Origin of the sequence: Myxococcus sp. AB056, from assembly GCF_006547365.1 — a bacterium.
Taxonomy (GTDB): domain Bacteria; phylum Myxococcota; class Myxococcia; order Myxococcales; family Myxococcaceae; genus Myxococcus; species Myxococcus virescens.
On the sequence record NZ_VHLB01000017.1, the window covers coordinates 37,610 to 57,726 of the forward strand.

General features: G+C 69.2%; 20 protein-coding genes and 1 pseudogene. 7 read left to right on the forward strand and 14 right to left on the reverse strand.

The genetic code is table 11. The features are described 5' to 3' along the window. Positions 1-12: 12 nt before the first annotated feature. From FMP39_RS10505 to FMP39_RS10515, 3 genes are all read left to right on the forward strand, one after another. Positions 13-918: a TIGR02757 family protein gene (locus FMP39_RS10505; protein ID WP_141589782.1), complete on the forward strand. Its 906-nt coding sequence runs from the start codon at positions 13-15 to the stop codon at positions 916-918. Between the two features lie 88 nt (positions 919-1,006). Then, the gene (locus tag FMP39_RS10510; RefSeq protein ID WP_194858341.1) at positions 1,007-2,572 is read left to right on the forward strand and encodes an ATP-binding protein; all 1,566 of its coding nucleotides are present in this window, start codon (positions 1,007-1,009) and stop codon (positions 2,570-2,572) included. Next, positions 2,569-3,723 (forward strand): hypothetical protein, encoded by a 1,155-nt coding sequence (locus tag FMP39_RS10515; protein WP_194858342.1) that lies wholly within the window; start codon positions 2,569-2,571, stop codon positions 3,721-3,723. Before FMP39_RS10510 ends, FMP39_RS10515 begins: the two co-directional genes overlap by 4 nt. Before the next feature lie 50 nt (positions 3,724-3,773). On the opposite strand, the gene FMP39_RS10520 is transcribed toward FMP39_RS10515, so the two are convergent. Genes FMP39_RS10520 through hsp20 form a run of 10 tightly spaced genes read right to left on the reverse strand, consistent with a single transcriptional unit; the run spans position 3,774 to position 10,396 of the window. Continuing rightward, positions 3,774-4,160 (reverse strand): gas vesicle protein, encoded by a 387-nt coding sequence (locus FMP39_RS10520; protein ID WP_141589784.1) that lies wholly within the window; start codon positions 4,158-4,160, stop codon positions 3,774-3,776. Positions 4,161-4,194: 34 nt separating this feature from the next. Then, positions 4,195-4,521 (reverse strand): gas vesicle protein K, encoded by a 327-nt coding sequence (locus FMP39_RS10525; protein WP_141589785.1) that lies wholly within the window; start codon positions 4,519-4,521, stop codon positions 4,195-4,197. A gap of 47 nt (positions 4,522-4,568) precedes the next feature. After that, entirely contained in the window at positions 4,569-4,790 is a 222-nt protein-coding gene (locus FMP39_RS10530) for a gas vesicle protein (protein ID WP_011552834.1), read from the reverse strand. Continuing rightward, on the reverse strand, positions 4,787-5,068 hold the full coding sequence (locus FMP39_RS10535) for a gas vesicle protein GvpG (protein ID WP_141589786.1): 282 nt from the start codon (positions 5,066-5,068) through the stop codon (positions 4,787-4,789). The genes FMP39_RS10530 and FMP39_RS10535 overlap by 4 nt, the downstream gene beginning before the upstream one ends. Continuing rightward, complete coding sequence (locus FMP39_RS10540; RefSeq protein ID WP_141589787.1) at positions 5,065-5,874, reverse strand: GvpL/GvpF family gas vesicle protein; 810 nt, start codon at positions 5,872-5,874, stop codon at positions 5,065-5,067. Before FMP39_RS10540 ends, FMP39_RS10535 begins: the two co-directional genes overlap by 4 nt. A 30-nt stretch (positions 5,875-5,904) precedes the next feature. Beyond that, entirely contained in the window at positions 5,905-6,129 is a 225-nt protein-coding gene (gvpA, locus tag FMP39_RS10545; protein WP_141589788.1) for a gas vesicle structural protein GvpA, read from the reverse strand. A 7-nt stretch (positions 6,130-6,136) separates the two neighbouring features. Then, the gene (locus FMP39_RS10550; RefSeq protein ID WP_141589789.1) at positions 6,137-6,904 is read right to left on the reverse strand and encodes a GvpL/GvpF family gas vesicle protein; all 768 of its coding nucleotides are present in this window, start codon (positions 6,902-6,904) and stop codon (positions 6,137-6,139) included. Then, complete coding sequence (locus tag FMP39_RS10555) at positions 6,901-7,743, reverse strand: GvpL/GvpF family gas vesicle protein (protein WP_228557854.1); 843 nt, start codon at positions 7,741-7,743, stop codon at positions 6,901-6,903. The genes FMP39_RS10550 and FMP39_RS10555 overlap by 4 nt, the downstream gene beginning before the upstream one ends. Further along, on the reverse strand, positions 7,740-9,875 hold the full coding sequence (locus FMP39_RS10560; protein ID WP_141589790.1) for a CDC48 family AAA ATPase: 2,136 nt from the start codon (positions 9,873-9,875) through the stop codon (positions 7,740-7,742). Before FMP39_RS10560 ends, FMP39_RS10555 begins: the two co-directional genes overlap by 4 nt. Next, a complete protein-coding gene (gene hsp20, locus FMP39_RS10565; protein WP_141589791.1) occupies positions 9,872-10,396 on the reverse strand; it encodes an archaeal heat shock protein Hsp20 in 525 nt (174 codons plus the stop codon). Before hsp20 ends, FMP39_RS10560 begins: the two co-directional genes overlap by 4 nt. Positions 10,397-10,737: 341 nt before the next feature. Between hsp20 and FMP39_RS10570 the strand changes: the two genes are divergently transcribed. From FMP39_RS10570 to FMP39_RS10585, 4 genes are all read left to right on the forward strand, one after another. Further along, positions 10,738-12,006 (forward strand): PDZ domain-containing protein, encoded by a 1,269-nt coding sequence (locus FMP39_RS10570; protein WP_141589792.1) that lies wholly within the window; start codon positions 10,738-10,740, stop codon positions 12,004-12,006. A 216-nt stretch (positions 12,007-12,222) separates the two neighbouring features. After that, a complete protein-coding gene (locus FMP39_RS10575; protein WP_228557855.1) occupies positions 12,223-13,341 on the forward strand; it encodes a tetratricopeptide repeat protein in 1,119 nt (372 codons plus the stop codon). Positions 13,342-13,777: 436 nt separating this feature from the next. Continuing rightward, on the forward strand, positions 13,778-15,325 hold the full coding sequence (locus tag FMP39_RS10580) for a hypothetical protein (RefSeq protein WP_141589793.1): 1,548 nt from the start codon (positions 13,778-13,780) through the stop codon (positions 15,323-15,325). A gap of 39 nt (positions 15,326-15,364) precedes the next feature. After that, a complete protein-coding gene (locus FMP39_RS10585) occupies positions 15,365-15,967 on the forward strand; it encodes a hypothetical protein (protein ID WP_194858343.1) in 603 nt (200 codons plus the stop codon). A 311-nt stretch (positions 15,968-16,278) separates the two neighbouring features. Here the strand turns inward: FMP39_RS10585 and FMP39_RS10590 are convergent. The 4 genes and pseudogenes from FMP39_RS10590 to FMP39_RS10605 all read right to left on the reverse strand — a co-directional run. Continuing rightward, positions 16,279-16,482 (reverse strand): annotated as a pseudogene (locus tag FMP39_RS10590) (transposase); the annotation flags it as partial. A gap of 161 nt (positions 16,483-16,643) precedes the next feature. Beyond that, entirely contained in the window at positions 16,644-17,402 is a 759-nt protein-coding gene (locus tag FMP39_RS10595; RefSeq protein WP_141589796.1) for an energy transducer TonB, read from the reverse strand. A 167-nt stretch (positions 17,403-17,569) separates the two neighbouring features. Next, positions 17,570-18,286, reverse strand: a complete 717-nt coding sequence (locus tag FMP39_RS10600; RefSeq protein ID WP_141589797.1) for a response regulator transcription factor — start codon at positions 18,284-18,286, stop codon at positions 17,570-17,572. Further along, on the reverse strand, positions 18,283-20,112 hold the full coding sequence (locus FMP39_RS10605) for a HAMP domain-containing sensor histidine kinase (protein WP_141589798.1): 1,830 nt from the start codon (positions 20,110-20,112) through the stop codon (positions 18,283-18,285). Before FMP39_RS10605 ends, FMP39_RS10600 begins: the two co-directional genes overlap by 4 nt. Between the last annotated feature and the right edge of the window lie 5 nt (positions 20,113-20,117).

The following is a 20,117-nucleotide window of genomic DNA, read 5'->3' on the forward strand; positions in this document are numbered from 1 at the left end:
CGGCTGGAGGCCGTGCTGACGTCCACCGACGCGCGCGCCCGCATCGCCTTCGATCCGGTGGAGTTCCCGCACCGCTACCAGGACCCCCGAGACATCGAGGTCAGCGCGCTGCTGGCGGCCGGGTTGGCGTACGGCCGCGCGGACCTGTTCCGTCCCAAGGTGGATGCGCTGCTGCGCCGCATGGGGCCGTCTCCCGCCGCCTTCGTCACGGCGCTCGACGTGCGAGGCGCGCGGGCGCTGCTCGAAGGCTTCGTGTACCGCTTCAACGTGGGCACGGACGTGGCGGTGCTCCTGCTGGGCATGGGGCGTGTGCTGCGGGAGCAGGGCAGCCTGGAGGCGCTGTTCCTCCAGGGGCTCCAGGCGCGTGACACCCTGCACGGCGCGTTGGACCACTTCACGACGGGCCTGCGTGCCATCCCCATGGACGCCTTGCGAAAGGCCCTGGGGCCGGAGCGCGGCCTGCATCACCTGCTGCCCTCGCCGCTGGGTGGGGGAGCGGCCAAGCGGCTCAATCTCTACCTCAGATGGATGGTGCGGGGCCCGGACACCGTGGACTTCGGCATCTGGAAGCGCGTGCCACCTTCCGCGCTCCTGATTCCTTTGGACACCCACATTGGTCGCATCTCGCGGCACCTGGGACTGACTCACCGCAATGATTTGACGTGGCGCACGGCGGAGGAGGTGACAGCCGCGTTGCGCGTGTTGGACCCGGCCGACCCTGTCCGTTACGACTTCGCACTGTGCCACTACGGCATGAGTGGGGCCTGCCCCGCCCAACCCGTACCGGAGAATTGCGGTCGCTGTCCGCTCTTGCCGGTGTGCGCCGTGGGGCCACAGGTGGTGGCGACGGCGACCCGCCGGGTCCAAGGAGCCACCGCTCGGAAGCGCAGGGAACTGTCGGCGACGCGACGACGTTGACCGTGGAGCGCCCGGGCGCTGCAATGGGCAGGTGGCTTCGGCTCCTGCGCGCGGAACCCGGGGCTCATGGGGCCGGAGGATTGACGCCGTGTTTGTGACGCTGGTGGCATTACCTCCCGAGGTGTCGGAGGAGGTCGAGCGAGGGATTCTCGAGTCCGACGCGGGGCGGAACTGCCAGATCTTGCGTGTGCCCCTGGCGGGTACCTTGCCCGGGGCCATCTCCGAGGGACTCATCATCCTGTGGGACGACGGCGGCCCGCTGTCGGAGCTGTGCACGAGCTGTCAGCGATTGAATGCCCTGCGCGGCGTACCCCGCACGCATCTGGTCGTGCTCACGGGCCGCGCGCCTGTTGAAGCCGACGCCCTGGCCGCAGCCGGTGCCGATGAGTGTCTGCCCGCGCCCGGGACACACTGGGGCGTGCGGCTCGCGAGCTTGCGCCGGCGCCTGTCGGCGCTGTCGGATGGGGATGCCCTGCCCACGCCGAGCCTGCTCGAAGCCTCGGACCGCGCGCGGCTGGAGTCGCAGTGGGTGCTGGCGGATCGGATGGCGTCGATTGGCACGCTCGCCGCGGGCGTCGCGCACGAAATCAACAACCCCCTGTCCTACGTCAGCTCCAATCTCTCGTACCTGCGCGAGCTGCTCGCCCAGCCGGAGCTGTCCCACGACCAGCTCATGGAGCTGCGTGAGGTGGTGGCCGAAGCGCAGGAGGGCGCTGGACGCGTCAGCGCGATTGTCCGTGACCTGCGCACCTTCTCCCGCGCGGATGAAGAGCTGCATGGTCCGGTGGACATGGTGCACGTGGTGGACGGCGCGCTGCGGCTGCTCCGCAACCAGATTGGGTTGGTCGCCCGGTTGACGTGCACGTTGGAGCCGGTGCTGCCCGTTCATGGCAACGAAGGGCGCCTCACCCAGATTGTCGTGAACCTGCTGTTGAACGCGCTCCAGGCGCTGCCGGACCGTGCGCCCGAGGAGAACCGGGTGCGGGTGTCCCTGCGCGCCAGCAGCAGCCGGCACGTGGAGCTGGAGGTCTCCGACAACGGACACGGCATGGCGCCGGACGTGCAACGCCGCATCTTCGACCCGTTCTTCTCCACCCGTCCTGTCGGAGAGGGCACGGGGCTGGGGCTGTCCATCAGCCTGACGCTGGTGCAGGCCATGGGTGGACGCATCGAGGTCTCCAGCGCGCCCGGCTGGGGCAGCACCTTCCGCATCGTCCTGCCCGCGCAGTCCGCGGGCTGGACGGATGGCGCGGAGCAGACGCAGGTTGTGGAGCCGGCGCCCGCTCGCATCCGTCGACGTCTGCTGCTCATCGATGACGAGCCCTCCGTGGGCAACTCGGTGAGCCGGCTGGTGCGTGACGTGTATGAGATTCACGTCGTCCAGGACGCGCGCGAGGCCCTGCGCTTGCTCTCGATGGGAGAGCGATTCGATGCCATCCTGTGCGACGTGATGATGCCGGGCATGAGCGGGCTGGACTTCGTGGTGGAGCTGGAGCGGCTGGCGCCGGACCTCGCGCTGCGCACTGGGCTGATGACGGGGGGCGCCTTCACCGCGCAGGCGCGTGAGTTCGTGGGCCGCCGCACGCGCGGGCTGCTGGAGAAGCCCTTCGAGCGCGAGCGCCTGTGCACCTTCGTGGAGCACCTCTTCCAATGATTCGGGTGGTGCGGCGGAGTCTGGCGGCGACGCTGATGGCGCTGCTGGCCGCGGGCTTGTTCGTGGTGCCGGGGTGGCTGCAGGGCTTGTCGCTGGTGGTGCGCGCGGCGGGCATGCAGGGCCGCGTGGAGACGGCGCTCGCGGACTGGCGCACCGGGCCCTTCGAGGTGAGTGACGTGCAGGTGCCCACGCGTCACGGCCCGGTGCGTGCCCGGTTGTTCCGGCCGGTGACGCAGCGCGGACGCACGGTGGTGCTGACCTCGGGCGTCCACGCGGATGGCATCGACGAGCCTCGGCTCGTGAAGCTGGCGGAGGACCTGGCCATGGGCGGCCAGGCGGTGCTCACCCCGGAGCCGCCGGACCTGCTGCGCTACGAAATCACGCCGCGCCTGCCGGACATCATCGAGGACGCCGCCGTGTGGGCCGCGTCGCAAGCGGACCTGGCGCCCGACGGCAAGGTGAACCTGTTCGGCATCAGCTTCTCCGGCGGCCTGTCGGTGGTGGCGGCAGGACGGCCCGCCTTGCAGGACCGGGTGGCGGCCACGCTTTCCTTTGGCGGCCATGGGGACTTGCCGCGCGTGCTCACCTTCCTGTGCTCGGGCGAGCTGCCGGATGGAAGTCACCTGGCCCCGCATGACTATGGCGTGGTCATCATCCTGCTCAACGTGGCGGAGAAGCTGGTTCCTCCCGAACAGGTGGAGCCCCTGCGCGCGGGCATCCGGACCTTCCTGCGCGCATCCCATCAAGCCATGGTGGATGGCCGCCTCGCGGCGGAGACGTTCGCCAAGGCGCGTGACCTCCAGGCGGGGCTGCCGGAGCCTGCGGCCACGTTGATGGGCTACGTGAACACGCGCGACGTGGCGGCGCTGGGCCCACGCTTGCTGCCCTTCGTGAAGACGTTCGCCGCGGACCCGGCGCTGTCGCCGGAGCGCTCGCCGCCGTCCACCGCGCCCGTCTTCCTGCTGCATGGCGCGGGGGACACGGTGATTCCCGCCATGGAGTCCAGCCGGCTGGCCGCGGCTCTGCGTCCCCACACCGAGGTCCACGCGCTGGCCACGCCGCTCATCACCCACGCGGAGATGGACGGGCCACAGGCACTGATGGACGTGTTGCGGCTGGTACGCTTCTGGGCGGACCTGCTCGACGCCTGAGCGGCGCCGGCCTCCGCTTCGCGAGGCGATGCTCGCGGCGGTGCGCCTCCCTATACCTTCTTGGCCCTGGGCGCGCGTCTGGGCTTGGGAGCAGCACGTGGGGCCGGAGCTGCCGGTTCGGCCGAGGCACCTCGAGCCGGAGCCGCCACGGGCGCCTGAGCCGCCGAGAGCTGCTGTCGCGCACGGGAGCTGAAGTTGGGGTTGGTCGTCCACCAGTCCAGGCCCATCTCCTGCGCCCGCTCCACCGAGCAGATGATGAGTCGGATCTGAATGGTCAGCAGCTCGACGTTCGTCAGATTGATCTTGATGTCCCCGGTGATGACGATGCCCTTGTCCAGCACCCGCTCGAGGATGTCGGCCACGGAGCTGCTGCGGGTCGAGGTGGGCGGGTAGTGTCGCTGAGGGGGCGGCGTCACGCGATCGTCGATTTGGGCCATGGCTCCTCGCTCTCTGTCCGCTGCTCGGCCAGCCTCACAGCGTCGTGCCCAGCGGCCCGAGGTCCAGATTCAGGTCCTCGTCCGTCAGGTGGAATTGCTTCTTCAAGTCATCCATCTGCTCCTGCAGGCGTAGGAAGGTGACGCCCAGCCTTTCAATCTGCTCCTCGCTCAGTGAGCCGCCGTCAATCCGTCGCAGCGCCTGCCTCTCCAGCAACTGGCGGATGAGCTCGACGACGGCGAGCACCAGCCGCACCAGCCCGGCCTGGACGTTCTCCTCGTCCAGTTCCAGCTTGGGCGGCTTCGTCGGCTCCAACGCTCGCGCGAGCTCCTCCACCGCCTGTGGTGCGCCCTCGACTGCCATGGTTCACCCGTCTCCCATCCCGCGCGTGGGCGGGTCCTCCTCCCGCCTCACTGCAAGCGTTGCGGATGTTCGGGAAGGGTGCCCACCTCCAGCGCCGTCTCCACCGAGGTCAACAGCAGCCGCAGGCCCAGGTAGATGAGGTCCACGTCGGCCACCGAAATCACCAGGTCACCGCTGATGACCACGCCCTTGTTGAGCACCCGGTCCAGCAACTCCAACACCGAGGCGCGCTCCTGCTGTGCCTCGGGTGTCGTCGCCTGCCCGTTCATCTGTTCTCATCTCCAGGGCCTGTTTCAGGAGTCGCAGGCCCTGCCTCCTTTTGCGCTGCCTTCAACGCGTCCAGGCGGTCGAGCAGTTGCGACTCCTGCTCGTCGAACTGCTCCTCCGTGATCTCGCCGCGCTCGAGCTCCTGGTACAGGTCGCTCAGGCGGGTGCGGAGGTCGGTCTGCTCCTGGGCCTGTTCGTCCTGCACGGCCTTGTGCACCGAGCGGAAGATCCACGCGATGCTCCGGACAGGGGCCATCAGGATGTCATCCAGGACAATCACGGCGCCCCCTGCGCTGCCTCCTCCACCTGCTCGAAGTGGATTCGCAGCTGGGTGAAGTGGTACGGCGGCCAGGGGCCGGTCACGTCCACCTGGAAGTTCTCGGGCAGCGTCGCGCCCAGCTTCTTCACGGCCGCGTTGAAGGCGCCGACCTTCTTTCGTGGCACCAGCGCGGCCAGATTCACCACCTCCGACTCATTGCGCGGCTCGTTGAGCACGGTCTGGCTGGCCACGGACTCGATTCCATCGAGCACCTTGTCGGCGGTCGCCTCACGGAAGCCGTTGAGCAGGTCGACGAAGTACTTCCCCAGCTCGATCTTCTCTTCGCGCGACGGTTCCCCCTCGCGGTAGAGGTCGTCCCGCATCGCCGTGAGCTCGGGGAAGGCGTTGACGTAGTACCCGAACGCATCGGGGTCGCTCAGCCGGATCCGAAGGCCCAGCTCCACGTTCCCTTTCACCTCACGGAGCTGCGTGAGGAAGTCGTTCGCGTGCTCGGCCAGCAGATTCCGGACCTCCCGCTCGCTGCCGGCAATGATGCCGAACGCGACCGGCAGCATGGGCGCCTGGTCCATCACCTGGCCCAGCACTGCACTGTGGGTGCTGAGGAGTTTGCGCTCCGGCCGAAGCGTCTGCTGCTCGATATTGCTGACGATGGCCGCCAGCTTTCCGGACGTCACCGGGTGCACGTCCGCACCCTGGATGCCGGGCGTGTCGAGGTTCAGCGAGTCGACCACCTCTATCGGAACCACCGCGTACAGGTAGCGCCCCTCCGGGGTGGACTTCTCGTGTCGAGTCTTGGCGCGTGGCATGACGTTGTCCTTTCCCGTTCAGGTGGAGCTTCAGACCGCGGCAGGCGCAGCCGCAGCGGCGGTGAGGCCGATGGCGTCGGCGTACTTGAGGTAGGTCTCGACCGAAGCGATCACGACGCGTGCCTCGATAGAGAGCACCTCGATGCCGACCAGCGAGACCTTCACCCAGGCATCGACCACGATTCCCTTGTCCAGGATCCGGTCGATGACGTCGCCCAACGAGGACGTCCCGGTAGAAGTTGAGACATTTGCCATGACGTATTCATCCTTTCTCTTGGAGGTGCTCCAGGTCGGCGAGGGCCGCGAGGGCAGGCTTTGCCAGGTCTGCCACGAAGCCGTAGGGGGGCCACGGGCCGCTGCACATCACCTTGCCGGGGCCGTCTTGCTGGAAGCGAAGGAAGGCCCGCCGGAACTCGGCGAGCTTGGGGCGCTCCACCAGGAAGGCCATGGAGAGCAGTTGCCCGTCTGGGCGAGCGGCATGGTCCCAGGTGCAGCGGACGAACAGCCCGGAGAAGGCCGCCTGCGCCCGCTCCGCCATGCGCCGGGCCGCGCGGTCCACACGTGTCTGCTGCGCGTAGAAGCGACGCCGGTTGTCCAGGTAGGCCCGTCCGCGGGTCTGGGCGTCGGCCTCGGTGGGCGCCCCTGTCTGCTCCGGGGGCTCGGCCACATCCGACTCCTGGAACAGGATGCGCAGACCCATCTCCTCACAGCCCTCCACCTGGGCCAGCGCGTCCGAGAACTGCTGCTCGTAGCGGTGCAGGAACTCCACCACCTGTTCGGGGTGATGGACGAAGCAGCCGTAGCGCATGGGCAACACCGCCAGTCGTCGGTGCAGCTGCTCGACCACCCGGGCGTACTCCAGCGCCTGCTCGATGCCGGCCGAGGAGGCCAGCTCCTCCGCCACCGGCGAGATGGCCGCAGCCAGGTTGCCGTGCTTCACCGCCATCAGCGGCGCCTGGTTCAGCCCCGGCGGCAGCGCCTCCTTCGTAGCCTGTCGCGCGTCCAGGATGCCGTACACGATTGACTTCACGGCCGCTCCTCCAGGCTGGGGCAGAAGCTGTAGGGAGGCCAGGGGCCAGTCGCCTCCACCGTCAACCCTTGCGGCTGGTACCGGGCCGCGAGCTGCTGCACGCGCTGGGTGAACCGCTGCACCTGCCCGGCGTGCACCAGGAACGCGGAGTTCAGCACCATGTCGTCCTGCCGGCCGGAGAGCCCGTGATCCGCCAGGCGCAGCGGTTTCACCGAGATCGCCCCCGGGGCGAGCTCCTCGCGGATGTGGGCCGCCAGGCTCTGTCCCTCGTTGCGGCTGCGCACGTCGAGCTCGCGCTGCATCTTCTTCTCGTGGAAGTAGCGCGCGCCGGGAGACTCAGGGAGGTGCTGGAGGCGCTGGCGGAACTCGGGCGCTCGCTCCAGATGCGCGCGCAGGCGCTGGGCGTTGGCGTAGACCTTGACTGCCCATTCCTCCTTGTCGGCGATGTCGTCGAGGAAGCTGGAGATCTCCTGCCGGTGGGCGTCGACCGCCTTGGACAGCGCTCGCGGTGAGGAGAAGATCGCCCCGAAGCTCACCGGAAGCACCGGCGAGGACTGCATCACCTCCTCGAGCACGCCCTCGTGCCTGACGGCCCGGGGGGCCACCCACTCCAGGTCCTGGGTGTGGTCCGCACCCTCTGGCCCCAGGAACTCCTCCATCGAGAGAGGACTGTAGATGGCGGCAAGGTTCCCCAGCTTCAGCGCCCGCACGTCGGCGGCGCCGCTGACACCGGGAACGGAGAAGCGCTCCACCGCCCCTGCGCGCGTGAAGCCATAGACGTACAGGGCCTGCTGGCCCTTGCGGCGCCCCTGCACACGGGGATTGCTGTGGGCTCTCATGGCCGGCGTGCCTCCTTGTGCCCACGGATTGCCTTGAGCAGGCTCTCGGATGTGATGACGAGGCGCTTTCCCTTGCCGCTGATGACGTGACGCACGGCTTCCCAGGCGGCCTGGTTGCACACGGCCTGGATGTCGGCGCCGGAGAAGGACTCGCTGCGTGTAGCGAGCACGCCCAGGTCGAGATCCTTCTCCACGGGCTTGTCGCGCAGGTGGACCTGGAAGATGTCGCGCCGCGCCTCGCGGTCCGGCAGCGGCACGTCGACGAGCAGGTCGAAGCGTCCCGGGCGCAGCAGCGCAGGGTCGAGCAGGTCCGCGCGGTTGGTGGCCGCGAGCACCAGCACGCCGGTCAGCTCCTCGATGCCATCCATCTCGGCCAGGAACTGGCTGACGACCCTCTCTGTGACGCGCTCGTCCATCCCCCCGGCGGAGCGCGTCGGCACGAGCGAGTCGATCTCATCGAAGAAGACGATGCAGGGGGCCGCCTGACGGGCCTTCTGGAAGGTCTCGCGCACCCCCCTCTCGGACTCCCCCACGAACTTGCTGAGCAGCGCCGGGCCCTTGACCGAGATGAAGTTGACCTGGCTCTCGTGGGCGGCGGCCTTGGCCATCAGCGTCTTGCCGCAGCCGGGAGGGCCGCTCAGCAGCACGCCCTTGGGAGGGCGGACCTTGGCCCGCGCGAACTCCTCGGGATACCGGAGCGGCCACTCCACCGCCTCGATGAGCCGCTGCTTGAGCTGCCCCAGTCCGCCCACGTCCTTCCAACCCACGTCCGGGGTCTCCACGAACACCTCGCGGATCGCCGATGGCCCCACCTCGTGCAGCGCCGCCTGGAAGTCGGCCATCATCACCTGGACCTGCATCAGCTCGTCGTAGGGAATCTCGGCCGAGGCGAAGTCGATGTGGGGAATCAGCCGGCGCAGGCAGAGCATCGCCGCCTCGCGGCACAGGGCCTGGAGGTCTGCACCTACGAAGCCATGCGTCACGGCCGCTAGATGGTCCAGGTCCACGTCCTCTGCCAGCGGCATGCCCCGGCTGTGGATGGCGAGGATCTCCTTGCGCGCCGTACGGTCGGGGATGGAGATGGCGATCTCACGGTCGAACCGCCCCGGGCGACGCAGCGCCGGGTCCAGCACGTTGGGGATGTTGGTGGCAGCCAGCACGATGACGTGCCGGCGTTGGGCCAGGCCGTCCATCAGCGACAGCAGCTGCGCCACCACGCGCTTCTCCACCTCGCCCTGCACGTTCTCGCGCCGGGGAGCGATGGCGTCTATCTCGTCCACGAAGATGATGGCCGGGGCCCTGCGCTGGGCCTCGTCGAAGATCTGCCGGAGGTGGGCCTCACTCTCTCCGTAGAACTTGTGCATGATCTCCGGGCCGGTGATGGTGAAGAACGCCGCCGCCGTCTCGTGGGCCACCGCCCGGGCGATCAGCGTCTTGCCGCAGCCCGGCGGGCCATACAGCAGCACCCCCTTGGGGGCGTCGATCCCGAGCCGCTCGAACACCTCCGGATACCGCAGCGGCAGCTCCACGATCTCGCGGATGCGGCCCAGCTCCCGCTTCAGCCCACCCACGTCCTCGTAGCTGACGGCGCGCGCCCGCTCGTGCGCCACCTTCTCCTTCTCCGGCGCCTTGGCGACCTCCAGCAGGGTGTTGGGGTGAATCACCACCGCCCCCACAGGAGCGGTCTCGACGACGCGGAAGTCGGCCGTGCGGCTGCCGAACAGCAGCGCCCGGACCCGGTCTCCCTTCACCACCGGCAGTCCGTCCAGCAGCGTGCCGATGTAGGCCAGGTCACGCTGCGCGGGGGTGAACTCCAGGGGCGCCAGCACGACCTTCTCGGCGTGTCGGGCGGGGGCCAGGGTCAGCTTCACCGGTTCGTCCAACTGCACCCCGGTGTTGGCCCGGGTCACACCGTCAATCTGGAGGATTCCGCGCCCCCGGGCGTCCGGGTACGAGGGCATCACCTTGGCCGCGCTGCGGCGCTTGCCGGACAGCGTGACGATGTCGCCGACATGCGCCCCCAGCCGCTTCATGTCGGCGGGGTCCATGCGGGCGAGGCCACGGCCCAGGTCCTTGCCGAGGGACTCGGCGGCGCGCAGCGTCCGCGTATGTTCCCGTGTCGCGACGGTCACGAGCGGCGCTCCTCCTGGGCGGTGAGGCGGATCTCGAGGACGCCGTTGCGGCAGCGGGTGTGCATCTGCCGGCGGGTGAAGCGCCTGGGGAGCAGGACCTCCTTGTGGTACTTGAGCGCCTCGTGCTCGGCATGCAGGGTCAGGATGTCTTCGCGGAGCTCCAGCGTGATGTCCTTGCGGTCGACACCCGGCAGCTCGGCCACCACCAGCACGTCCGGCCCCTCTTCGAAGACATCCACCAGGGGCTCGCGGATGGGGTGGACGACCGCCTTGCCGGTCTGGTGATCCTGGCGGATGTTCCCGAAGGGCTCCACGCGCGGAATGCCGCTCGGTTGACCGGGTGTGCCTCCTCCGATCCGCACGTTGAAGCCATAGACGCCCCTGAGCCCCTTGTCGGAGGCTCCAATCTCTCCGGAGCGTTGGAGCTGTTCGCCCTTCTCCGCGAGCTCCGCCAGTTTCGTGACGAGGGTGGTGATTCCTTCGAGGAACCCTCCACCGCTGATGCCAGTCTTCTCTGCCATTGCTCCACCTGTCGTGATTCAAAGCTCTGGCGTCCCCCCCTCCATGCCCAGCGGCAAGACGCGAAGGAGGGGATTCCGCCCGCCCCATGACCGGCGAGGAGCGGCACGGATAGGGGCCGGCTGGTGATGCCTGGTGGTGGATATCGGCGCATCGCCTGAGGGGGCTCGTCAGTCATGGCGTCCCCCCTGCCCATCGCCCGGGAGGTGGCAGATCGACCTGGCAGGGGCGGGAGGGGCGGGGCCGCCTCACCTCCCTGAACTTCGCCGCCTGTCGTGTCTACGTTCTCCTCGGACAACGCATGCGCGTCCGGCACGCGTGTGCGTCAGCGGTGTGAGCACCCATGGCCTCGGTCAAAGGAATTGCGAACGGGGGGAACACGCGCAAGCGCGTCCAGCAAGAGACGCTCCCCCAGGATGTACAGGCGCAGGAATTGGAACGCTTCCACGCGCAGCGCGAGGCGCTCATCGCCAACGTTGCGCAGTCCGGAGCGAGGCTCCTCACGGTCGCGGCCAGGCGGTTGCCGACCGTGCTGACGCGGCCCGTGCTCGAGGGGGGAAGCCGCATTCTCCAGGACACCACCCTCTACCTCCAGGAAGCGTCGATGGAGGAGTGGCTCCGCGCCGCGCAAAAAAAGCTGAAGGCGAGTCCGGGGAGCTCCATCCTCGGGCTGCTGGGCATTGGACTGCTCGCTGGGCGGCTGCTCCGTAAGGTGGCGGAGAAGGGGGGAGCCGAGTCCTTCCAAGACCGATTGCGCGAAAGCATGTTCCTGGCGACCCATGGTGGAGTGGGGCGGCCCCCAGCCGCCGCACGTCAGCGGTTGCTCAGGGGTGGCGCGGGTGGAGCGCCGACGCAAGGAGGCGTGGCCGAGGGCTTCAAGGAGCGATTGCGCGAAGGCATGTCCATGGCGACTCATGGTGGTGGAGTGGGTCGGCCCCCGGCCGCGACGCGCCTGCGCCTGCAGAAGGCTGGAGGGCCGAAGCAGGGGGCGGGGGCGCCACGCAAGCGCGAAGTGAAGGAGCGAGCGCCGCGCGAGCCCGCGGTGAGGGCGAAGGAAGTGGCGCGAGACGTCGCCGAGGGCGCCCGGGACGCAACACGCGCCTTCGACGAGGTCACCAAGAGCGCCCAGGGTGCAACACGCGCGTTCGCAGAGGCGACCCGGGGCGCAGCGCGCAAGGGCGGTGAGGCTGCGAGCGGCGCGCGCAAGGCGATGAAGGACACAAAGCGCGAGGTCGCTCGAGGGGTAGCGAAACCAGGGGGGAAGAAGTCGCCGGCCAGCACCGAGGCCACGTCCACGAAGGCGCCCTCACAAGCGCCGAGCGGCTACCTCGGGATGGGGGCCTTCCCCGTCCGGCTGCCGGAGAAGCTCGCGAAGACCCATGGCACCCAGAGCGGCCTCAAGGTCGCGAGCGTGGAGCCGGATGGCCCGGCCGAGGAGGCGGGGCTGCATCCGGGTGACACGCTGCTCACGCTCGAGGGGCAGCCATTGCGAGAGGTGGATGACCTGGTCGCGCAACTGCCTCCGGAACGTGTGGGCCAGACCGTGCACGCCAAGGTGCTGCGCGCCGGGGCTGCCAGGGACATCGACCTCACCGTTGGCGCGCACCCCTGAGCCGGAGGAGGACCTGCGGCGCGAGGAGGATGTGCGGGGCCTGGGCGCTCCCTGCGACCCCTTTCAAGCCACCTCCGAAGTGCTTGCCTGACGGTGGACATCTCCCAGCCGAGGAGGCTCGGGACGTGTCGATGTGTTTCGAGGCTCCGGATGGAGGAACTCCAGGGCATAGACTGGTGCCCGTTGTCCTCGCATCCTTCGAAGGGGCCCTCGCGCGTGCGTCCATTCTTCATCGTCCTTGGTTGTTCCTTCGTCCTCGGGTGCGCGTCCACGCCGAAGCCCGTCCCAGCAGCGCCAATCGAAGCCACCGAGACGTCCCAGGCGGAGCACGAGACACCGGCGTACCTCTCGCCGTCCGAAATCGTGAAGGTGCTGGAGGACTCCAAGGTCGCCTATCGGATCGAGGGCAAGGACTCACCCCCGGGCGGGTGGGGCGACCAGTTGTGGCCTCAGCGCGTGGCCCTGATTGACGTCCCCCAGGTGAAGGTGGAGGACGGCCGCCGCACCATCCGCGAGTGGCCCACGCCCGCCGGGATGAAAGCCCTGCTCGATGAGGCCGAGCCCCACTTCCAGGCGAAGCGCTACGACGAGGCCGCGAAGCTGTACGCCCAGGCCACGGACCTGTGTCCCGAGTGCTACGTGGCGTGGGTCTTCCGGGGTGACGCGGACTACTTCGCCGGAGACGCGGCCACCGCGCTGGAGCACTACAGCCGTGCCACCACCCTCAACCCCTATGACCACCGTGCCTGGTTCTTCAAGGGCAATGCCCTGGCGAAGCTGGGGCGCTTCGAGGAGGCGCTGGATGCCTGGGCGCAGTGCCTGGCGCTGAGCCCGCGCTACCCCGTCATCCGCCAGTTCTTCCGCACCAACGCCCACCTGGGGTTGGTCATCCGCAGTGACACCATTGTTCCGCGCGGGTACGCCGAGCGCGACGCGGAGGGTGTCTCCATCCAGTTCGACCCCAACCACGACCCTGCCTGGCTGGCGTTCGCCAACTGCAAGGCCCTGTGGCTGGGTGAGCCGTCACACCGGAAGAAGATGACGGGCTCCACCGAGGAGCAGTTCACCTCCGTGGAGGAGATGGAGTGCCTGGCATCGGCGCTGGCCGTCCATGAGAGCCAGAAGGCGGAGGGCAAGACGGATGCCTCGGACCCCACGCTGGACCGCCTCTTCGCCATCGCCCAGGAGGGGCTGCTGCTGGAGGCGGTGTTGTTCGAGGTGGGCGCGCGCGTCCACCCTCAAATCGCGCTCACCCTGGAGGATGAGCTCCGCCAGCGCATCAAGAAGTACGTCCTGACGCACGTCCTGGTACCGGCGGGAGGCCACGGGGGCTGAGCGCCCTAGACCAAGGATCGTGATTCTCGAACGGCCTCAGGGTGTGCGCCTGAGGTCGACTCGTCGCAAGGATGGACTAGCGGAGCGCTGGGCATTGCGAGCGGAGAAGTAGGGATGCACTCGGATCATGAGCTGATCCAGCTGGTCCTCGCCGCGCTCGACATGGCGCTCGCGGGGCGGGCGGCCCCTGCGGTGTACCACTTGCGTTACGCGACGGAGGCGTTGAAGCGAGGAGTATCGCGAGTGACGGCGGCGGCGCGGTTGGGGATTGGCGCCGACGGGCTGGCGGGTGGAGGGGCCGACCGCGTGGCCGGTAGCCACTGGCCGAGGTCTTGTGGGAATGAAGGCAAACCGCTGGCTGGTGTTATGGGCCTTGTGTGTCGTGGCTTGTAGCAGTGGAGACATCGACAAGCCGCCTAACCTCCCGCCAGTCACTGTGGATGCCGGAACGGACGCGGGGCAGCCCCTGCCCGACGCGGGGCCCGGCTCCCAGTGCCTCGGCGAAGGCACGGCGTGCAGCCGGGACTCGGGCGCCCAGTGCTGTACCGGCCTCTGCTCTGATACGGGCGTCTGTCCTGCTCCTGGTGCCCAGTGCACCGCCGCGGGTGAGACCTGCACCAGCGGCATTGAGTGCTGCACGAACAGCTGCCTGGACGGCAAGTGCTCCACGCTGCAGTGCCTGGACGTGGGCAGCATGTGCGCCAGCGCGGAGGCGTGCTGCACGAAGCTCTGCGGAGCGGACGGCAAGTGCGAGGCGCTGCCTTCCACCAGCACCGACAGTTGCAAGGTGCCGGGCCAGGCCTGCACCGGCGCGGGGGACTGCTGCTCCAACAACTGCCAGGGGGGGATCTGCAAGCCGGCGTACTCGTGCCAAGCCAATGGCGATCTGTGCATGAAGGGCGCGGACTGCTGCGGAGGTGTGTGCACGCAGGAGAACACGGGCACCCCGGGCCGCTGCGTGGCGGTCAGCGGTGGCGGCGCGGGCAGTTGCCTCCAGGACGGCAACCCGTGCTCGGGCTCCAGCAACTGCTGTTCGCGCACGTGCGTGGACCTGGGCTACGGGACCACCGTGTGCCAGCCGGTGGGCGGCTGCCGTCCCACGGGCAACTACTGCACCAACGACGGCGTGTGCTGTGGAGGTGAGAAGCTGTCCAACGCGGTGCACTGCCGCGAGAGCCGCTGTGACAAGCCGAATGGCTGCAACCCCGTGGGCAACATCTGCGGCAGCGGCCAACTGCCTGATGGCGGCATCATCGACGTGAACGCCCGCGAGGCCTGCTGCGACGGCATGAAGGCCGTGTGCAAGGTGGACTCCGTCGGCGTGCCACGCTGCTTCGGCGGCTGCCCCAACAACAACTGCCCGGCGGGCTGTCCCACGGGCTACACCGGCGAGGAGCCGTGCTGCATCGCGCAGGACCAGCAGTGCCAGTTTTCCGACCAGTGCTGCGGCGGCGCGCGCTGCCTGCCCGGCGCGGATGGCGGACTGACCTGCCAGAAGGTGACGTGCGATCCCGTGGGCACGCCCTGTGATCCGCAGGATTCCAAGTGCTGTGCTGGCACCACCTGCTCCCTCACCTCCGAATTCGCCTACGCGTGCCGTGCCGGGACCGTGCCGGGCGGTGGCGGCACGGACGGCGGCACGGGGGGGACGGACGCGGGCACGTGCGCCGCGAACGGGACGGCCTGTGCCTCGGGGGCCGCCTGCTGCTCCGGCATCTGCAGCAATGGCACCTGCTCGACCCCCGACGCCTGTCAGCCCCAGGGCCAGGCTTGCACCTCGCCCGCGGACTGCTGCGTCGGGCTCGGCTGCAACATCCCGGGTGGGAGCATCGTCGGCACCTGCGAGACGGGTTCGACCTGCTCCGCCGGCGGTCAGGCGTGCTCGCCCACCAGCCCGTGCTGCCCGCGGCTCAACTGCCAGACGGTCGACGGGGAAGCCTGCACCGGCACGACGCCCTGCACGTGCCTCAGCCCCATCGGATGAAAGGCGACACCCATCATGCTCACACCACTTCCGCGTACCGTGACCGCTGTCGCGTGTTCCCTCTTCCTGTCCCTAGGCCTCACGGCTTGCGGTGATGACGAACTCAGCTCTGACGAGCAGGCTCGCCGCGCGTACCTCGGACTCGACCCGTCCGTGGGCAAGGCCCTGCAGTTGGGCTTCGCCGGCTTCAACACCGCGTCCACTGCGAACATCCCGCCCCAGTCCACGACGGGCGCCGTCTCCGGGACGCTGCTCGTCACCGGGCAGGTGGACCAGGGCAGTTCGGCCAACAAGGGCATGCGCCTGCGCATTGGCATGACCGGGTACTCCGACGGCGAGATCATCCTGGGCGGGGACGAGGACCCGGTGAACATCACCTACACTTCGAGCACGGACACGGCGGCGCAGCCGGAGCTCACCCTCCAGTTGCGCGGCATCCCAGACGGCACGTTCACCGGGACACTCAAGGGGCCCTTCCAGATGACCGGTGACCTGGAGGGCAGCGTCACCCTGGACCTCGCCCTCACGGGTGAAATCGAGCCCGACGGCACCGGCCAGGTCCTCCGCACGACAGGCAGCACCCATGTGACGGGCACCGCCACGTCCAGCGACGGCGTCTATACCGTCGACGTCACGCTGTAACCGAGGGGCCCACCGCTACGCCGCGAGGGAATGCTCCCGCCGCTCCATGCAACAGGCGTCGGGAACGGGAGGACAGGCGTGGCTCCTGGGGCGCGCGGATTCAGTCACCGCACGGGAAAAGCCCAGCAACCCGGTGGGGTTGCTGGGCTTCTGAATGCACCCACGGTGTTTCGGCTCCCCCTCGGCCTCCGGCGCGAGGATGTAAGAGCTCGCCGTGCCCCCTCCCGGCGCGTAGCGCTGACCATGCCGGCGCGCGCTGGACGGCCAGCGGTCAGTCGTGGCTCTTCGGCAACGTGACGGTGCCGGGGTTCTCAATGGCGGCGAGAGCGGCGCGCAGCAGGTACTCCCCCCGGGCCTTCGCCGCTCAGCTTCGCCGTCTCAATCAGCGAGTAGAAGAGGGCGGCCACCTGGGGGCCTCTCTCGGACTTGCTGCCGTAGTGGTTCTTCCTGCCGAGGACGACGTCGCGCATCTGGCGCTCGACGGGGTTGTTGTCCAGTGGCACCAGGGGGTTGGAGAGGAAGAGAGTCCGCCCGGGAGGAGTGGGCCCTCATCTGCGCCACCCACAACCTCCTCGAGCTCTTCCGCATGATGGCGGCGTAGCGGCCTGCCGCACCCAGCGGCGGACCGGCGTCTCTCGTCCGGTCTCGCTCTCAACCCCACTACCGCGACACGCTCCTAGCGGGGCAGCTTGAGCCGCAGCGTGAACACGTAGGACACGCTCACCGTCCGGCCCTGGTACTGCACCGGGGTGTAGCGGCGGTTGTGCAGCGCATCGAGCACGGCCTCGTTCATGTGCGGCAGGCCCTTGATGATGCGGCAGTCCGTCACGTCGCCGCGCACCGTGATGACGCACTTGGCAATCATGGTGCCTTCCACGCGGGCGGCGAGCGCCTGGTGCGTGTATTCGATGCCCGGGTTTCCCATCAGTCTGGGCGGCGACATGCCCTGGCCAAAGGGCATGACGTCGGTGCCCGTGGCTTCCTGCCCGGGGACCAGGCCGGGCACGTACTGCACGCCAATCACGTCGCTATCCTCGTAGCCCTTCGGATGCCCACCCGGCACGCCCGTCCCCGGATCCACCTCCTCGTCCGTCGAGGTGCTGGTGTCGGTGCTCGCCACCGCTTCCACCGGCTTGGGCGGCGCATCCACCACCGGCGGCGGCACGCGCGCGGGCACGCGGTCCCGGTTGCGCGGGCGAGGGCGTGACGCGGTGGCTGCCTTCGGCTGCGCGGGGGCGGGGGAGCCCTTCGCCACGCGCGGGGGCTGCGCCACGCGGAGCACCAGCTCCTTCGGCTCCGGCGGCTCGCTGGGCCCCGGCGGCCTCGCGGAGATGACGAGCACCGCCCCGAACAGGGCCGCATGCAGGACGATGGACACCCACACGCCCGTGCCAAGACGTCCAGCCCGCTGCCGCTCGATGACCGAATTGAACATTCCGGATGGCCTCCCTCAGCGTCTGGCGCTCCCGGTGACGGCCGTGCAAGACGGACGGAACCGACGGGGACGGGTGGCTGCGGAGCGCCCTGTCCACGCAAGAGTCAACCTACGGAGTCGGCGTCTTCGAATGGCGGTGGGTCGGCCATCGCTTCGTCATGGTTGTGTCATGACGAAGCGACCTCCATGCGGTAGCCCACGCCCCGGATGGTGTGGATGGAGAATCCAGAGGTGCTCGTCCACCCCAGCTTCTTCTTCAGGCTGGAGACGAAGTTGTCCACCGTCCGCGGGTCCACCACCACGTCGCGGCCCCAGACGGCGTCCAGGATTTCGCCTCGGGGCAGGGCCCGGTCCTGGTGCCGCAGCAGGAAGGCCAGCAGGTCGAACTCCGTGCGCGTCAGCTCCACCACCGAACCGTCCGCGCGCGACACCTGCCGCCGGCCCAGGTCCAGGGTGAAGCCGCTGAAGCCCATCTGTTCCGGCGGCGCCGTGCCGGAGCGGCGCACCAGGGCGCGTACCCGGGCCAGCAGCTCCCGCAGCCGGTAGGGCTTGGTGAGGTAGTCCTGCGCGCCCACCTCGAAGCCCCTGAGGATGTCGTCCTCCAGTGAGCGCGCGGTGAGCATCAGCACCATGCTCTTGTTGCCCTGCGTCCGCAGCCGGCGGCAGAAGCTGTAGCCGTCCTCGCCGGGCAGCATGACGTCCAGGATGAGCAGGTCGAACGCACGCTCTTGCAGCAGCCGCTCCGCGTCGCGGGTGCTGGGGGCCTCGGCGACGAGGTATCCCTCGTCCAGCAGGTTGTCCCGGAGGCCGACGCGCAGGTGGGCGTCGTCCTCGATGATGAGGATGGCGGGACGGAGGGGCGGGGTGGATGTAGCGGTGTTCATCGAGCCGGCTCGTTGAATATCAGCGCGAAGGTGGTGCCGTCGGGCCCCGAGGAGGCCACCTGGATGTCGCCCCGGTGCAGCTTCATGATTTTGCGGCACAGGGCAAGGCCCAGCCCGCTGCCATGGACCTCCGTCCCGGGCACCGTCAGCCGGTAGAAGTCCAGGAAGGCGTTCTCCCATTCGGACTCGGGGATGCCGATGCCGTTGTCCTGGAAGAGCACCGTGCAGCCGTAGCCGGGAATCATCTGCGCGCGGATGGAGATTTCGACGGGGCTTCTCCGGTTGTAGGCGCACGCGTTGCGGCCCAGGTTGGAGAACACCATCCGCAGCAGGCCCGGGTCCGCTTCCAGCTCCACGCCTTCCAGCTCCGTGGTGATGTGGACGGGGACGTTGGTCGCGATGGCCAGGTCGTCGCGCAACGAGGGGATGAGCTCCTCCAACCGCACGCGCGAGGTCCGCAGCGTCCAGCGGCCCTTGTCGATGCGGTTGAACGACAGGATGTTCTCCACCAGGAAGTGCAGCCCGTCCGCGGCCTGGACGATGCGCGCCGGGTAGTCACGCACCTCCGGTGCCTGCGCCAGCTTCCGCTCCAGCGTCTCACCCAGCAGGCGGATGGAGGCCAGGGGCGTGCGCAGTTCATGGGAGACGGTGGCCACGAAGTCGCTCTTGAGCTCCAGGAAGTGGTACTTGCGCTGCTGGGCCACCACCGCGAGCGCGACGATGGCAACCGCGAGCCCTCCGCACACGGCCACCAGCAGCGTCTTCAGCCCGTAGCGCGCGTCGATGTCCGCCTCCTGGCGCGCCCACTGAGGCATGTCCACCGCCAGCTTCAGCGTGCTCAGGGGAAGGACGGCGCCGCCCGCGCGCAGCCGCAGGCGTCCCGTCGCGTCGAAGAGGCCGCGCGCCTGCATGTCCTGGGTGATGGGCTGGAGCATCGCCTCCAGGTCCACCGCGATGCCGTACACCGCCTCGCCGCGCAACGCCACGTACCAGGACTCGCCCAGGAGGGTGGGCTCGTAGAGCTCCTCGGGAATCACCAGCATGCCCGCGCCCGCTTCGCCCGCTCGGGCGAGGAAGTCGCCCGTGGGCTCGCCCAGCGCGGCGCTCACCCGGACGATGCGCGCATGGAGGAAGTCGAAGTCCGCCCGCGTGAAGCGTGAGCGCTCGCGCAGCACGTCCCGCTGCAGCCCCGACGCCCGGGCGAAGCCGCCCAGGTCCTCTGGAAGGCCCTCGCGCAGCAGGGCCCGCACCAGCGGCGTGGTGGCAGGGCCGCGCTGGAGCCGCTCCACCACCAGCAGCAGGAAGGGCAGCTCCTGCTCCGGTGGCAGCCGGTTCGCCGCGTGGTAGCGCAGCAGCGCCTCCACGCGGGTGGCCGCGCCTCGCGCGTCCCGGGCCGCCAGCGCCGCCTCTACCGCGCGCAGCCGCATGAGGCGGGGCTCCCATTCCCCCGCGGGGGCGCCGTCCTTCATCCTCGCGCCCAGCAGGGCATGCACGTCCCGCGCGGGCGTCCCGGTGCCCGGCATGGGGATGGTGAGGCGCGGCAGGAACTGGTAGCCGCGGAAGTTGATGTAGTAGCCCTCGCCGGGCTCGAGCGGGTCGCCCACGGCGGCATGGAGGGGGCGGATGCTCTCATCGAGCTTCTTCGCCAGGTTCTGCCGCAGGGCCTCTTCGGCCGCGTGGGCCAGCGCGTCCCGGCGCGAGCGCAACTGCGCGTGGGCGTCATCACGCTCCTGGCTGAAGATGCGCTGGAGGCTGACCAGCCCCCAGCCAAGGGCCAGGAGGCCACAACCCAGGGCGACGAGCGTAGGAAGGAGCCGGCGCAGCATGTGGA